Here is a 14,765-nt window from a genome sequence, read left to right as displayed (position 1 = left end):
GTGTCAGTATCGCAGGCAAGCCAGCTCCCACACAAGCCCGCTCCCACATTTTGTACTGCGTCTTTATTGGAACAACGACTCACTCGACAAGCCGTTCTTCTCGAGGATCTCACGCAAGCGCTTGAGGCCCTCCACCTGAATCTGCCGCACCCGCTCACGGGTCAAGCCGATCTCCAGGCCTACATCCTCCAGGGTGCTGCTCTCATGGCCGCGCAAGCCGAAACGGCGAATCACCACTTCGCGCTGCTTGTCCGTGAGTTCGGACAGCCACTGGTCAATGCTTTGGGAAAGATCATCGTCCTGCAACAGCTCACAAGGATCTGTCGGGCGATCATCTGTCAGGGTGTCCAGCAGGGTTTTATCCGAATCCGGACCCAGCGAGACATCGACCGAAGACACGCGCTCGTTCAAGCCGAGCATGCGTTTAACCTCGCCCACTGGCTTTTCCAGCAGGTTGGCGATTTCCTCAGGCGAAGGTTCATGATCGAGTTTTTGTGTAAGCTCACGTGCCGCCCGCAGGTAGACGTTGAGCTCCTTGACCACATGGATCGGCAACCGGATCGTACGGGTCTGATTCATGATCGCCCGTTCGATGGTCTGGCGAATCCACCAGGTGGCATAGGTAGAGAAGCGGAAGCCCCGCTCAGGGTCGAACTTCTCCACTGCCCGGATCAAGCCCAGGTTGCCCTCCTCGATCAGGTCCAACAGCGACAGGCCACGATTGACGTAGCGTCGGGCGATTTTCACCACCAGCCGCAAGTTACTTTCAATCATGCGCTTGCGCCCAGCCGGATCGCCCTTTTGCGACAAGCGCGCAAAATGGACTTCTTCTTCGGGAGTCAGCAAAGGGGAAAAGCCAATTTCATTGAGGTACAACTGCGTAGCGTCGAGCGCCCGCGTGTAGTCAATGTACTTGTGCTGCTTTAACGCGGTGGCGTTTTTGGATTTGGTGCGAACTGAAGGTTTAGCAGCTCCTTCATCATTCGACATCGATTCCTTTTCGGTGAGGATCTCCATTTCAAGGAGAACCTCATCGTCGATGTCAAACTCCGGCGCTTCTTTACTGAGAGCCATTGTTATAGTCCTTTGGTGAGTTCGACCTCAAGCTCAAGCGACGCCTTTATCCTTGGCAACGCTGGAGCCTGTTCCTTCTACGTGAGGGAACAGGCTGTGCAACACATCAACGACGGGGTAGGAATTGCAGCGGATCTACAGGCTTCCCTTGGCGGCGAATCTCAAAGTGCAGTTTCACCCGGTCTGTACCAGTTGACCCCATTTCGGCAATTGTCTGTCCGACTTTGACCTGCTGCCCCTCCCGAACCAACAGCCTGCGGTTATGACCGTAGGCACTGACGTAGGTATCGCTGTGTTTGATGATGACCAGCTCGCCGTAGCCCCGTAAACCACTCCCGGCGTAAACCACTGTCCCATCAGACGCAGCTAAAACAGGCTGTCCCAAATCCCCGGCGATATCAATGCCTTTATTCAAACTACCGTTTGAAGAGAATTTTCCAATCAGCACCCCGTTTGAAGGCCATCCCCAACCGGTCGGCGCCGGCCCGGCAGGTGGCAACGGCGTGGCTGCCGGCTTGCTCGCAACCGTAGGCGCAGCGGTGCCTGCAGGCCTGGTGATGATTGTGGTTTTGCTTGAGGACGAGGCCGAAGATCCGGACTTTGTCACAACTGCCGTAGATGCCGAACCGGTACGCCCATCGAAACGGATGGTTTGCCCGGGATGTATCGTATACGGCACAGGAATATTGTTACGAGCTGCGAGCGCCTTGTAATCCCAGCCGTAACGGAAGGCGATTGAGAACATCGTGTCCCCCTTTCGCACTACATATTGCCCGGTGGTGACTGTCGGTTTTTGCGGCACGGCGCTGGCACCGTTTCGGTCGACAACCCGAGCGCCGCTGGACGGAGAGCTTGAGCAACCCACCAATAAGGAACTCAAGACAAGGCCAAGCACCAGTCGCTGAAAACTTGTTTTACTCATACGCTGCGCTAGACCTGTGAGACTCACCCGCCGCTCCCTTTGTGCTGGCCGAACATGAATGCCTGTATCAGGCTTGAAATATGTCGCAAGTATAACTGGGCATTGGCTTTTTACCGGTACACGACTGAAACGAAAAATTCATCGCGTTTAAACCCGGCTTCCAATCATGTTGACTCAATAAGCCCCGCCGTAAGACACATCCCCATCAACAGAATTCACTGTTTGCAAAGAAATGATCAGGCCAGCGGGCCATTGAGCAGCGGAACGAAGCGCACAGCACCCAGTACATGCCGGGAAAAGCCTTCGTCCTCGCGAATAATGAGCATCAATTGTTGCACTTCGCCAGAGCCCACCGGGATGACCAAGCGCCCGCCAGGGGCGAGCTGATCGAGCAACGCCTGGGGCACATCGGTGGCGACCGCCGTGACGATAATGCCGTTATACGGCGCCAGCGCCGGCCAGCCTTCCCAACCGTCGCCCCAACGGAACACCACGTTGCGCAGGTTGAGCTCCACCAGGCGCTCCTTGGCGCGGTCCTGCAGGACCTTGATGCGCTCCACCGAGAACACCCGTTCCACCAGCTGCGAGAGCACGGCGGTCTGGTAACCCGAACCGGTGCCGATCTCCAGCACCTTGTCCAACGGCCCCGCCGCCAGCAGCAGTTCACTCATGCGCGCGACCATATAAGGTTGCGAGATGGTCTGGTTATGGCCGATTGGCAACGCAGTGTCTTCATAGGCACGATGCGCCAGCGCCTCATCCACGAACAGATGCCGAGGCGTGCGCCGGATGACTTCCAGCACCTGGGCGTTGGACAGGCCTTCTTCATACAGACGCTGGATCAAACGCTCGCGGGTACGCTGGGAGGTCATCCCGATACCACGACGCAACAGGTCGTCTTGTTCACGCGCCATTAACGCAACCCCTCAAGCCAGCCATCCAGACTACTGAAGGCATCACTGAAGGTGCGATCGAGCTGCAACGGGGTAATCGAAACATAACCTTGCATCACCGCATGAAAGTCGGTGCCGGGGCCGCCGTCTTCGGCATCGCCGGCGGCGGCAATCCAGTAACCTTCCTTGCCACGCGGGTCGACCACCTTCAACGGTGCTGCCGCACGAGCGCGATGGCCCAGGCGCGTCAGCTGGATGCCGCGGATATGGTCGAGGGGCAAATTGGGGATATTAACGTTGAGCACCGTGCGCGGTGGCAAGTCCAGCGAGCCGTGGGCTTCCACCAGCTTGCGGGCGAAATACGCCGCCGTCGCCAGGTTATCCAGTTGCCGTGAGGCAAACGAAAAAGCGAATGAGGTGCGCCCCAGGAAACGCCCTTCAAGGGCCGCCGCCACGGTGCCGGAATACAGCACGTCATCGCCCAGATTGGCGCCCAGGTTGATGCCCGACACAACCAGATCCGGCTCCTGGTCCAACAAGCTGTTGATTGCCAGGTGCACGCAGTCGGTGGGGGTGCCGTTCACGCTGATAAAGCCATTGGCCAGAACCTGCGGGTGCAGCGGACGGTCGAGCGTCAGAGAACTGCTGGCGCCGCTCTTGTCCTGGTCCGGGGCAACCACCACACACTCGGCGTAATCCTGCAGCGCAGCATAAAGCGCGGCAAGACCGGGTGCGGTGGCACCGTCATCGTTTGATATCAGAATACGCATGGGTTGTCCGTCGGCCCCACCGGCACCAGATCAACAAGCTCGCGCACCAACACAGTGGCGAAGCATCCGGCCGGCAGGACGAATTCCAATTGCAGAATGTCAGGACCGGGATAATGCCACGTCAACCCGCCAATGGGCAGTCGCAGAATGCGACGTTCCTGGCTCATGCCGGCGTTCACCAGCCAATCGCGCAGCTCTGGCTCGCTCGCGGCAATGGTTTGCTCAAGCGTGTGGGTCGCGCCGCCGGCCGGTGAATCACCCTCGCCCCACTGTGGGCCGGTGGGGTGCAGATCCAGAATCGCCAGGCGCGGGTCGCTGCATTCAGCCTCACCCGCCGGAAAAAAACTGCGACTGTCGGTAAACGCCAGCAGGTCACCGACCTGGGCACGTTGCCAGGAGCCGTCCGCGACCCGCGCCGCCAACACTTTGTTAAACAGAAAGCTGCGCGCGGTCGACAGCAGCCGCGAACGCACATTGCGCTGCTCGGGCAACGCCTTGCGTGCCGCCCACCCACGGGCATCCACCACGTTGCCGCCGTTATGCCCGAAACGCTGGGCACCGAAGTAGTTCGGGATGCCGTGCTGGGCGATCAGTTGCAAGCGTGCGTCGATGGCGGCGGTATCGCCGGCCAATTGCGTCAGGCGCAGGGTAAAGCCGTTGGCCGAATGCGCGCCGCGTTGCAGCTTGCGCTTGTGGCGGCCCATTTTGAGGATCTTGAGGGTGTCGTTTTCGGCCCCGCTCATGTCCGGGTCGGCCTTGCCCGGCAGTTGCACGCTGAACCACTGACGGGTCAACGCCTGACGGTCCTTGAGCCCGGCATAGCTGACGGTGCGCAAGGGCACGCCAGCAGCCTTGGCGATACGGCGCGCAGCCTCTTCGGTATTCAGGCCGCGCTTTTCTACCCACAGCCACAGGTGCTCACCGTCGCCGCTCAGGGGAATGTCCAGCACTTCGTCGACCTGGAAGTCTTCAGCCGTTGCCTTCAAAACCGCGCTGCCCAAGGCCTCGCCATAGGCACGCGGGCCCAGCAATTGCAGATCATTCATGCGCGCAGCAACAAGGCGACGGAGTGCACCGCGATGCCTTCTTCCCGGCCGGTAAACCCGAGCTTTTCGGTGGTGGTGGCTTTCACGTTGACTTGATCCAATTCAATTTGCAGGTCGGCGGCAATCAGCGCGCGCATCGATTCGATGTGGGGTGCCATTTTCGGCGCCTGGGCCACGATGGTGTTGTCGACGTTGCCGACCTTCCAGCCCTTGGCATGGATCAGGCCGACCACGTGGCGCAGCAAGACACGGCTGTCCGCGCCCTTGAAGGTCGGGTCGGTGTCTGGAAAGTGCTTGCCGATATCGCCCAACGCAGCCGCGCCGAGCAAGGCATCGCTCAAGGCATGCAGCACAACGTCGCCGTCGGAATGAGCCAGCAACCCATGGTGGTGTGCAATGCGCACGCCGCCCAAGGTGATGAAATCGCCTTCAGCGAAACGGTGCACATCGTAGCCGTGGCCAATACGCATAAAAAAACGCCCCGATTTAATTCAGGGCGTGATTCTACCTACTTTTGCCTCACATTAACCGAGCAAAGCACGACCATGATGTCGCAAATGATCTTCGATGAAGCTGGCGATAAAGAAGTAACTGTGGTCATAACCCGGCTGCAGGCGCAGTTCAAGCGGATGGTTGGCAGCCTTGGCCGCTTGCTGCAACGCCTCAGGCTTAAGCTGCACGGCAAGGAAATCGTCGCGATCGCCCTGATCCACCAGCAGCGGCAGTTTTTCCGAGGCTTCGCTGATCAGCACGCAGGCATCCCACTCGCGCCATTTGGAGCGCTCTTCGCCCAGGTAACGGGAGAAAGCTTTCTGGCCCCACGGGCAATCCATCGGATTGTTGATCGGCGAAAACGCCGACACCGATTGGTAACGCCCCGGGTTGCGCAAGGCACACACCAGCGCACCGTGACCGCCCATGGAGTGGCCGCTGATGCCGCGCTTGTCTGAAGCCGGGAAATGCGCTTCAACCAAGGCAGGCAATTCCTGCACGACATAATCATGCATCCGATAGTGCTTGGCCCACGGTTCCTGCGTGGCATTCAGGTAGAAGCCGGCACCCAGGCCAAAATCCCAGGCGTTGTCCGGGTCGCCCGGCACACCCGGCCCACGCGGGCTGGTGTCCGGCGCGACAATGATCAACCCAAGCTCGGCGGCCATGCGCTGGGCGCCGGCCTTTTGCATGAAGTTCTCATCGGTGCAGGTAAGCCCCGACAGCCAGTACAGCACTGGCAACTTGCCGCCCTGCTCCGCTTGCGGCGGCAGGTAGACGGCGAAAGTCATGTCGCAACCGAGCACATCGGAATGGTGCTTGTAGCGTTTATGCCAGCCACCGAAGCTCTTCTGGCACGACAGGTTTTCCAGGTTCATGGCCGACCTCAGAAGTGGATGACGGTACGAATGCTCTTGCCTTCATGCATCAGATCAAACGCTTTGTTGATGTCTTCCAGGCCCATGGTGTGAGTGATAAAGGTGTCCAGCGGGATTTCGCCGGTCTGGGCCATTTCCACATAGCTTGGCAATTCGGTACGACCGCGCACACCGCCGAACGCCGAACCGCGCCAGACGCGCCCCGTCACCAGTTGAAATGGGCGGGTGGAGATTTCCTGGCCGGCACCGGCCACACCGATGATGACCGACTCGCCCCAACCTTTGTGGCAGCACTCGAGGGCGGCGCGCATCAGTTGTACGTTGCCGATGCACTCGAAGGAGAAGTCCACGCCGCCGTCGGTCAAGTCGACGATCACGTCCTGGATCGGGCGGTCATAGTCTTTCGGGTTAATACAGTCGGTGGCGCCCAGTTGCTTGGCGATTTCGAACTTGGCCGGGTTGATGTCGATGGCAATGATGCGACCGGCCTTGGCTTTCACCGCGCCAATCACCGCCGACAGGCCGATGCCGCCGAGGCCGAAGATGGCCACGGTGTCGCCCGGCTTGACCTTGGCAGTGTTGATCACTGCACCAATGCCGGTGGTGACACCGCAGCCCAGCAGGCAGACTTTTTCCAGCGGCGCTTCTTTAGGGATCTTGGCCACGGAGATTTCCGGCAACACGGTGTACTCGGAGAAGGTCGAGGTGCCCATGTAGTGGAAAATCGGCTGGCCCTTGTAGGAGAAACGCGTGGTGCCGTCGGGCATCAGGCCTTTGCCCTGGGTGGAGCGAATGGCCTGGCACAGGTTGGTCTTGCCCGACAGGCAGAATTTGCACTTGCCGCATTCCGGGGTGTACAGCGGGATCACGTGGTCGCCAACCGCTACCGAGGTAACGCCTTCGCCGATCGCTTCAACCACCGCACCGCCTTCGTGGCCGAGGATCGACGGGAAGATGCCTTCCGGGTCGGCGCCCGACAAGGTGTAGGCGTCGGTATGGCACACGCCGGACGCAACCACACGCAACAGCACCTCGCCGGCCTTGGGCATGGCGACATCCACTTCAACGATCTCAAGGGGCTTTTTAGCTTCAAAGGCTACGGCGGCGCGGGACTTGATCATCCGGGTTTCTCCAGGGAGTTAAAAACTGAGGCAGTGAGTGTAAAACATGGCTCACTGATGAATAATCCAGGCAAAAGCAAAACATTATTGCTGCACAGGGACAATCAACATGCTGGAAAACCGCTGGGAAGGCATAGATGAGTTCGTCGCCGTGGCTGAATGCAGCCAGTTCACCGCGGCGGCCGAGCGGCTTGGGGTGTCTTCATCGCATATCAGCCGGCAGGTGGCGCGCCTGGAGGAACGGCTGCAAACGCGCTTGCTGTATCGCAGTACGCGCAAGGTGACGCTCACCGAAGCCGGCCAGACCTTTCTGCAACATTGCCAGCGTTTGCAAGATGGTCGTGAAGAAGCGTTGCGCGCGGTGGGCGACCTCACCAGCGAACCCAAGGGCATGTTGCGCATGACCTGCGCGGTGGCTTACGGCGAGCGCTTCATCGTGCCGTTGGTCACGCGGTTCATGGGGCTGTACCCGCAGTTGCGCGTGGATATCGAATTGAGTAATCGCCAGTTGGACCTCGTGCACGAGGGGCTGGACCTGGCGATTCGCCTGGGGCGCTTGCAAGACTCACGCATGGTCGCCAGCCGCCTGGCACCTCGGCGCATGTACCTGTGCGCATCGCCGTCCTACTTAGCGCGGTATGGTCGGCCACATAGTTTGTCGGAATTGAGTCGGCATAACTGTCTGATCGGCAGCTCGGATATCTGGCAACTGGCTCAGGATGGACGGGAATTTTCCCAGCGAGTGCAGGGAAACTGGCGCTGTAACAGTGGGCAGGCGGTACTGGATGCGGCGCTGCAAGGGGTTGGGTTGTGCCAACTGCCGGATTATTACGTGCTGGAACATTTGCACACTGGCGCGCTGGTGTCGTTGCTGGAGGCGCATCAGCCGCCGAATACGGCGGTGTGGGCGTTGTATCCGCAGCAGCGGCATTTGTCGCCGAAGGTCAGGAAGCTGGTGGACTTTTTGAAGGCTGGGTTGGCTGAAAGGCCGGAGTACTGTGGCTGATTATTCGGCGCCTGTACCGGCCTCATCGCGGGCAAGCCCGGCTCCCACAGGGGAATGCATTTCAAAGGTAGAGCTAACTTGCTTCCCACAGGGGAATGCATTTCAAAGGTGGGAGCTGGCTTGCTTCCCACAGGGGAATGCATTTCAAAGGTGGGAGCTGGCTTGCCTGCGATGAAGTCGACACGGTTTAACTGACTACCTGCGGTTAGCCCACCGTAACCTGAGCCATTCAAGATCCTCTGGCCGGGTCACCTTGATGTTGTCCGCTCGCCCCTCGATCAAGCGCGGCGCTTGACCGGACCATTCCATGGCCGAGGCTTCATCAGTGATCACCGCATCGGCCACCAGGCTATCGGCCAAGGCACGATGCAACGCACCCAGACGAAACATCTGCGGCGTATACGCCTGCCAGATCAGGCTGCGGTCGACGGTTTCAACCACACGTCCATGTTTGTCGACGCGCTTGAGGGTGTCGCGCGCCGGCACCGCCAGCAGGCCGCCGATCGGATCATCCGCCAGTTCAGCCAGGAGTTTGTCGAGGTCATCACGGCTCAGGTTTGGCCGCGCGGCATCGTGCACCAGCACCCAATCATCATCACTGGCGCCCAGGGCATTGAGTTGCAACAGCGCATTGAGCACCGAGCCCGAGCGCTCGTCGCCGCCGTCCGCACGCACGATGCGAGGGTCGTTGGCACACGGCAGGTTTGGCCAATAGGGATCATCGACAGCAAGGCTGACCACCAGCCCCTTGAGGCCTGGATGGTCGAGAAAACAGCCAAGGCTGTGTTCCAGAATAGTGCGCCCGCCCAGTTGCAGATACTGCTTGGGACGGTCCGCAGCCATACGGGCACCGACGCCCGCGGCAGGAATCACGGCCCAGAAGGCCGGTAAATCGTTACTCATTGGGCCAACTGGTAGAGGGTTTCACCCTCCTTGACCATGCCCAACTCATGGCGAGCCCGCTCTTCAACGGTCTCCGTACCTTTTTTCAGCTCAAGCACTTCGGCATCGAGGACGCGGTTGCGCTCCAGCAGACGTTCGTTTTCGGCATGCTGGTCGGCAATCTGCTGGGTCAACTCTTTTACCTGCGCAAAGCTGCCATTACCCACCCATAGGCGGTATTGCAGGCCAGCCAGCAACAAGAGCAAGACGAGGAACAACCAATTGGGACTGCGCATCGAAATCCGGGTATCCAGTAAAAAAAGACAGCCATGCAAAACTTCTACAGCAACTGATAGCACGAAGCCTGGAAGACCCAGGCTTGTGCTTGATAGCCATCAGATTAGCGCCGAAATACACACTGTCGTGAACTTTCCGACACAATCCTTAGACTTTTACCACTTAACAATCAGCCGCGAAACTCGCTGCGACCGTTGTACTTGGCTTTACCTGCCAGTTGCTCTTCGATACGCAGCAATTGGTTGTACTTGGACACACGATCGGAACGGCACAGCGAACCGGTCTTGATCTGGCCTGCCGAAGTGCCCACAGCCAGGTCGGCAATGGTCGAATCTTCGGTTTCGCCGGAGCGGTGCGAGATCACGGCAGTGTAGCCCGCAGCCTTGGCCATCTGGATGGCTTCCAGGGTTTCGGTCAGGGTGCCGATCTGGTTGAACTTGATCAGGATCGAGTTGGCGATCTTTTTATCGATGCCTTCTTTCAGGATCTTGGTGTTGGTGACGAACAGGTCGTCGCCCACCAGCTGGATTTTCTCGCCGATCTTGTCGGTGAGGACTTTCCAGCCATCCCAGTCGGACTCGTCCAGGCCGTCTTCGATCGAGATGATCGGGTAGCGCTCGGTGAGGCCTTTGAGGTAATCAGCAAAACCTTCCGACGTAAACACGTGGCCTTCGCCGGACAGGTTGTACTTGCCGTCTTCGTAGAATTCGCTGGCCGCGCAGTCCAGGGCCAGGGTCACGTCGGTGCCCAGCTTGTAGCCAGCGTTGGCCACAGCTTCGGAGATGACTTTGAGTGCATCTTCGTTGGACGCCAGGTTCGGTGCAAAGCCACCTTCGTCACCCACCGCAGTGCTAAGGCCACGGGCCTTCAGCACAGCCTTGAGGTGATGGAAAATCTCGGTGCCCATGCGCAGGCCTTCGGAGAAGGTCTTGGCGCCAACCGGCTGCACCATGAATTCCTGGATGTCGACGTTGTTATCGGCGTGCTCGCCACCGTTGATGATGTTCATCATCGGCACCGGCATCGAGTAAACACCCGGGGTACCGTTCAGGTTGGCGATGTGTGCGTACAGCGGCAGGTCCTGGTCCTGCGCAGCCGCCTTGGCAGCGGCCAGGGACACGGCGAGGATGGCGTTGGCGCCCAGGCTGCCTTTGTTGTCGGTGCCGTCGAGCTTGATCATCGCGTGGTCCAGGGCTTTCTGGTCCAGCGGGTCTTTGCCCAGCAACAGGTCACGGATCGGGCCGTTGATGTTGGCTACAGCTTTGAGTACACCTTTGCCCAGGTAACGGCTCTTGTCGCCATCACGCAGTTCCAGCGCTTCGCGCGAACCGGTAGACGCACCGGACGGCGCGCAAGCGCTGCCGATGATGCCGTTATCGAGAAGCACGTCGGCTTCGACGGTGGGGTTGCCACGGGAGTCGAGAACTTCACGACCTTTGATGTCGACGATTTTTGCCATTGTTGTAAACACTCCAAAGTTGACGAAAACGACGCAGCTGTAGGAAATCTTTTGACCGACCGCAAGGGTGGAACAACAGGGCAGACTTGCAGGCGACAAGGCTCAGGCCCGCAGGCCTGAGCGTTTAGCGTGGGATACTTTACCGGAGAAACGCGGCTTACGCGGTCTCTACCGTCGGAAAACTCTTGACCAGTTCGTCCAACTGCTTCAACTGGGCCAAAAACGGCTCCAGCTTGTCCAGGCGCAGGGCGCAAGGGCCGTCGCACTTGGCGTTGTCCGGGTCCGGGTGAGCTTCCAGGAACAGGCCCGCCAGCGACTGGCTGATGCCCGCCTTGGCCAGGTCCAGCACCTGGGCACGTCGCCCGCCAGCAGAATCGGCTCGACCACCAGGCATTTGCAGCGCGTGGGTCACGTCGAAGAATACCGGGTATTCGAACTGTTTCATGATGCCGAAACCGAGCATGTCCACCACGAGGTTGTTGTAGCCGAAGCTCGAACCACGCTCGCAGAGGATCAACTGGTCGTTACCCGCTTCCACGCACTTGTTCAGGATGTGTTTCATTTCCTGAGGCGCGAGGAACTGGGCTTTTTTGATATTGATCACAGCGCCGGTCTTGGCCATCGCAACGACCAGATCGGTCTGGCGCGACAGGAAGGCCGGCAACTGGATGATGTCGCACACCTCGGCGACCACGGCAGCCTGTTCAGGCTCGTGGACGTCGGTGATGATCGGCACGCCAAAGGCTTGCTTGATGTCCTGGAAGATCCGCATGCCTTCTTCAAGGCCGGGGCCACGATAGGAGGTCACGGACGAACGGTTGGCCTTGTCGAAGCTGGCCTTGAACACGTAAGGGATACCGAGTTTCTCGGTCACTTTTACGTACTCTTCACAGACCTGCATCGCCATGTCGCGGCTTTCCAGCACGTTCATGCCGCCGAACAGCACCATGGGCTTGTCGTTGGCAATCTCGATGTCGCCTACGCGAATGATCTTCTGGGCCATCAGGTTTACGCCTTCTTCTGATGTTGCGTCAGTGCTGCTTTAACGAAACCGCTGAACAACGGGTGACCATCGCGCGGCGTCGAGGTGAACTCAGGGTGGAACTGGCAGGCCACGAACCACGGATGATCCGGCGCCTCGACCACTTCAACCAGCTTGCCATCACCGGAGCGACCAGAGATTTTCAGGCCGGCTTCTTTGATCTGCGGCAGCAGGTTGTTGTTCACTTCGTAGCGGTGACGGTGACGCTCGACGATCACGTCCTTGCCGTAGCAGTCGTGAACCAGCGAGCCCGGCTCCAGCAGGCAGTCCTGTGCGCCAAGGCGCATGGTGCCGCCCAGGTCGGAGGTTTCGGTACGGGTTTCAACGGCGCCGGTGGCGTCTTCCCACTCGGTGATCAGGCCCACGACCGGGTGGCCGCTGGTGTGATCGAACTCGGTGGAGTTGGCGTCTTTCCAGCCCAGCACGTTACGGGCGAACTCGATAACGGCCACTTGCATGCCCAGGCAGATACCCAGGTACGGCACTTTGTTTTCACGAGCGTATTGAACCGCGGTGATCTTGCCTTCCACGCCACGCAGGCCAAAACCGCCTGGCACGAGGATCGCGTCAACACCTTCGAGCAGTGCAGTGCCCTGGTTCTCGATGTCTTCGGAATCAATGTAGCGCAGGTTGACCTTGGTACGGTTGCTGATACCCGCGTGGCTCATCGCTTCGATCAGCGACTTGTACGCATCCAGCAGTTCCATGTACTTGCCGACCATGGCGATGGTGACTTCGTGCTCAGGGTTGAGCTTGGCGTCAACCACGGCTTCCCACTCGGACAGGTCTGCGCCATTGCACTGCAGGCCGAAACGCTCGACCACAAAATCGTCCAGGCCTTGCGAGTGCAGGATGCCCGGGATCTTGTAGATGGTGTCGGCGTCTTCCAGCGCGATGACCGCACGTTCTTCAACGTTGGTGAATTGCGCGATCTTGCGACGCGAGGAAATGTCGATCGGGTGATCGGAGCGGCACACCAGCACGTCCGGCTGCAGGCCAATCGAACGCAGCTCTTTTACCGAGTGCTGGGTTGGCTTGGTCTTGGTCTCGCCGGCGGTGGCGATGTACGGCACCAACGTGAGGTGCATCAGCATCGCGCGCTTGGCGCCGACTTCGAAACGCAGCTGGCGGATGGCTTCGAGGAACGGTTGGGATTCGATGTCACCCACGGTGCCACCGATCTCGACCATTGCCACGTCGGCATCGCCTGCACCCTTGATGATGCGGCGTTTGATTTCGTCGGTAATGTGCGGGATCACCTGGATGGTTGCACCCAGGTAGTCACCACGGCGCTCTTTGCGCAGCACGTGCTCGTAGACACGACCGGTGGTGAAGTTGTTGTTCTGGGTCATGGTCGTGCGGATGAACCGCTCGTAGTGGCCCAGGTCCAGGTCGGTTTCGGCGCCGTCGTGGGTGACGAACACTTCACCGTGCTGGAACGGGCTCATGGTGCCCGGGTCAACGTTGATGTACGGGTCCAGCTTGAGCATGGTGACCTTAAGTCCCCGCGCCTCCAGGATGGCCGCCAATGAAGCGGAGGCAATGCCTTTCCCCAATGAAGAAACAACACCGCCCGTGACGAATATGTAGCGCGTCATGAAAAACCCTAGAAGTCTGCGTTAAAGCGGTCCGAGCCGCCGGGGAAAGCGAAGGAAGGCCGAAGCCCCCGATCACCTGCATTAATCACAGTGCACCTTTCAAAAAAACCGCCGCGTGGTGACAGACCAGCAATGAAACACCGGTACGTTGATCGCTACACATTTTTTGGAATCGCCCAGCAAAGACTGCTTGGTAATCGGCAACTGCTGCGATTCAGTTGAATCCACAGAAGTTGTATCAAGAAGGGAGCGTAGTCTACCGGAAAGCCTCTATCAGCTCAAACCTTGATCGCACCTCTGTGGCATCCAATGTAATTGCCACTTGCCAGTCGAGCAGGCCCATAGCCCCGCAAGGGTTGGGACAGCCAGCAATTGCTCGCCCTGATAGAGCAGCGGCAATCTGCCACGGATGAAGCCCGGCAAGCTACTTTCATTCAGCAGGCGCTTCAAGTCCCGCCGGCCCCGACCAGGCACATCGATGATTTCGCCGCCCTGGCGATAACGAATCACCAACGGGCCTGCAGGTGCCTCTCCGATAAGTTCAAGCTGACCATTACCCGGTAACTCTAGTGGGTTTTGCGGATGGGGCCAGCTCACCGGCGTGTCGGAAAACGCTGAATAGGTGGAAGGCAGCCACCACACACGCTCGCCGCAGCGGTGCAATTGACCATCGGCCAGGCGCCACAGCGGTTGCGCATCACCCTTGGCATCCCGCAAGGAATACCAACCGGCCCAGTGGTCGCTGTCGGGCAAGCGCGTCAGCGGCGTCAGCCAGTGGCGCAGGGCATTGCGTTGGCGGGCATCGGAAAATTCGCGCAAGGGAGCGAGGGCCAATGACGGCAAGGCCAGCCAGGGAAACGGCGAAGGCTGGTCGGCGGTTTGCAGGTCAATGACGGCCAATTCGTCGAGCAAGCCCTGGGCTTCGCTCAAATGCTCGGCAGCGCGGGCCAGGCTGGCGACCGCTTGGGGCCAACGCTCGCTCAGCAGCGGAAACACACGATTGCGCAGGTAATTGCGCGAAAATCGGGAATCGGCGTTGGATGGGTCTTCGATCCACTGCAACTGGTGCTGGTGCGCATAGGCTTGCAGCTCGACGCGTGAGACATCCAGCAACGGCCGCAGCAAGTGCCCTCCCCCCAATGGGCGATGCACCGGCATGGCCGCCAAGCCTCGCACCCCCGCGCCACGCAACAGGCGAAACAGCAGGGTTTCGGCTTGATCGTCACGATGCTGGCCGGTGAGCATCACCTGCCCTGCCCCGGTCACTTCGGTAAACGCCCGGTAG

At 59.5% G+C, this 14,765-nt stretch carries 15 protein-coding genes; 1 reads left to right on the top strand and 14 read right to left on the bottom strand.

Annotated features, from left to right (window positions below):
- Nucleotides 1-63: 63 nt before the first annotated feature.
- From rpoS to FEM54_RS08665, 8 genes are all read right to left on the bottom strand, one after another.
- Nucleotides 64-1,074: an RNA polymerase sigma factor RpoS gene (gene rpoS, locus FEM54_RS08700; protein WP_017137165.1), complete on the bottom strand. Its 1,011-nt coding sequence runs from the start codon at nucleotides 1,072-1,074 to the stop codon at nucleotides 64-66.
- Nucleotides 1,075-1,180: 106 nt separating this feature from the next.
- On the bottom strand, nucleotides 1,181-2,023 hold the full coding sequence (locus tag FEM54_RS08695; RefSeq protein ID WP_017137164.1) for a peptidoglycan DD-metalloendopeptidase family protein: 843 nt from the start codon (nucleotides 2,021-2,023) through the stop codon (nucleotides 1,181-1,183).
- A gap of 209 nt (nucleotides 2,024-2,232) precedes the next feature.
- Entirely contained in the window at nucleotides 2,233-2,868 is a 636-nt protein-coding gene (locus tag FEM54_RS08690) for a protein-L-isoaspartate(D-aspartate) O-methyltransferase (RefSeq protein WP_169850588.1), read from the bottom strand.
- Nucleotides 2,869-2,909: 41 nt separating this feature from the next.
- Nucleotides 2,910-3,659, bottom strand: a complete 750-nt coding sequence (surE, locus tag FEM54_RS08685) for a 5'/3'-nucleotidase SurE (RefSeq protein ID WP_017137163.1) — start codon at nucleotides 3,657-3,659, stop codon at nucleotides 2,910-2,912.
- Nucleotides 3,647-4,705, bottom strand: a complete 1,059-nt coding sequence (truD, locus tag FEM54_RS08680) for a tRNA pseudouridine(13) synthase TruD (RefSeq protein ID WP_138450443.1) — start codon at nucleotides 4,703-4,705, stop codon at nucleotides 3,647-3,649. The genes surE and truD overlap by 13 nt, the downstream gene beginning before the upstream one ends.
- Nucleotides 4,702-5,175, bottom strand: coding sequence for a 2-C-methyl-D-erythritol 2,4-cyclodiphosphate synthase (gene ispF, locus FEM54_RS08675; RefSeq protein ID WP_012722614.1), 474 nt, complete (start codon nucleotides 5,173-5,175; stop codon nucleotides 4,702-4,704). Before ispF ends, truD begins: the two co-directional genes overlap by 4 nt.
- 54 nt (nucleotides 5,176-5,229) lie before the next feature.
- On the bottom strand, nucleotides 5,230-6,075 hold the full coding sequence (gene fghA / locus FEM54_RS08670) for an S-formylglutathione hydrolase (RefSeq protein ID WP_017137161.1): 846 nt from the start codon (nucleotides 6,073-6,075) through the stop codon (nucleotides 5,230-5,232).
- Nucleotides 6,076-6,083: 8 nt separating this feature from the next.
- Nucleotides 6,084-7,196, bottom strand: a complete 1,113-nt coding sequence (locus tag FEM54_RS08665) for an S-(hydroxymethyl)glutathione dehydrogenase/class III alcohol dehydrogenase (RefSeq protein WP_017137160.1) — start codon at nucleotides 7,194-7,196, stop codon at nucleotides 6,084-6,086.
- Nucleotides 7,197-7,305: 109 nt separating this feature from the next.
- On the opposite strand from FEM54_RS08665, the gene FEM54_RS08660 reads away from it, so the two are divergent.
- Nucleotides 7,306-8,202 carry a LysR substrate-binding domain-containing protein gene (locus tag FEM54_RS08660; protein ID WP_017137159.1) on the top strand — a complete coding sequence of 299 codons (897 nt, stop codon included), beginning with the start codon at nucleotides 7,306-7,308 and terminating at the stop codon, nucleotides 8,200-8,202.
- A 195-nt stretch (nucleotides 8,203-8,397) separates the two neighbouring features.
- On the opposite strand, the gene ispD is transcribed toward FEM54_RS08660, so the two are convergent.
- The 6 genes from ispD to tilS form a co-directional block, all read right to left on the bottom strand.
- Nucleotides 8,398-9,105: a 2-C-methyl-D-erythritol 4-phosphate cytidylyltransferase gene (ispD, locus tag FEM54_RS08655; protein WP_138450440.1), complete on the bottom strand. Its 708-nt coding sequence runs from the start codon at nucleotides 9,103-9,105 to the stop codon at nucleotides 8,398-8,400.
- Nucleotides 9,102-9,380 (bottom strand): cell division protein FtsB, encoded by a 279-nt coding sequence (gene ftsB / locus FEM54_RS08650; RefSeq protein ID WP_017137157.1) that lies wholly within the window; start codon nucleotides 9,378-9,380, stop codon nucleotides 9,102-9,104. The genes ispD and ftsB overlap by 4 nt, the downstream gene beginning before the upstream one ends.
- A 170-nt stretch (nucleotides 9,381-9,550) precedes the next feature.
- Nucleotides 9,551-10,840 carry a phosphopyruvate hydratase gene (gene eno / locus FEM54_RS08645; RefSeq protein WP_017137156.1) on the bottom strand — a complete coding sequence of 430 codons (1,290 nt, stop codon included), beginning with the start codon at nucleotides 10,838-10,840 and terminating at the stop codon, nucleotides 9,551-9,553.
- Nucleotides 10,841-10,997: 157 nt separating this feature from the next.
- Nucleotides 10,998-11,843, bottom strand: a complete 846-nt coding sequence (gene kdsA / locus FEM54_RS08640; RefSeq protein WP_010212442.1) for a 3-deoxy-8-phosphooctulonate synthase — start codon at nucleotides 11,841-11,843, stop codon at nucleotides 10,998-11,000.
- A gap of 5 nt (nucleotides 11,844-11,848) precedes the next feature.
- Nucleotides 11,849-13,480 carry a CTP synthase gene (locus FEM54_RS08635; RefSeq protein ID WP_078741105.1) on the bottom strand — a complete coding sequence of 544 codons (1,632 nt, stop codon included), beginning with the start codon at nucleotides 13,478-13,480 and terminating at the stop codon, nucleotides 11,849-11,851.
- A gap of 273 nt (nucleotides 13,481-13,753) precedes the next feature.
- Nucleotides 13,754-14,765: tRNA lysidine(34) synthetase TilS (gene tilS, locus FEM54_RS08630; RefSeq protein ID WP_138450438.1), on the bottom strand; the 1,012-nt coding region annotated here is incomplete at its 5' end.

It is taken from the genome of Pseudomonas edaphica (genome assembly GCF_005863185.1).
GTDB lineage: Bacteria > Pseudomonadota > Gammaproteobacteria > Pseudomonadales > Pseudomonadaceae > Aquipseudomonas > Aquipseudomonas edaphica.
This window is presented reverse-complemented; position numbering and strand designations above follow the sequence as displayed.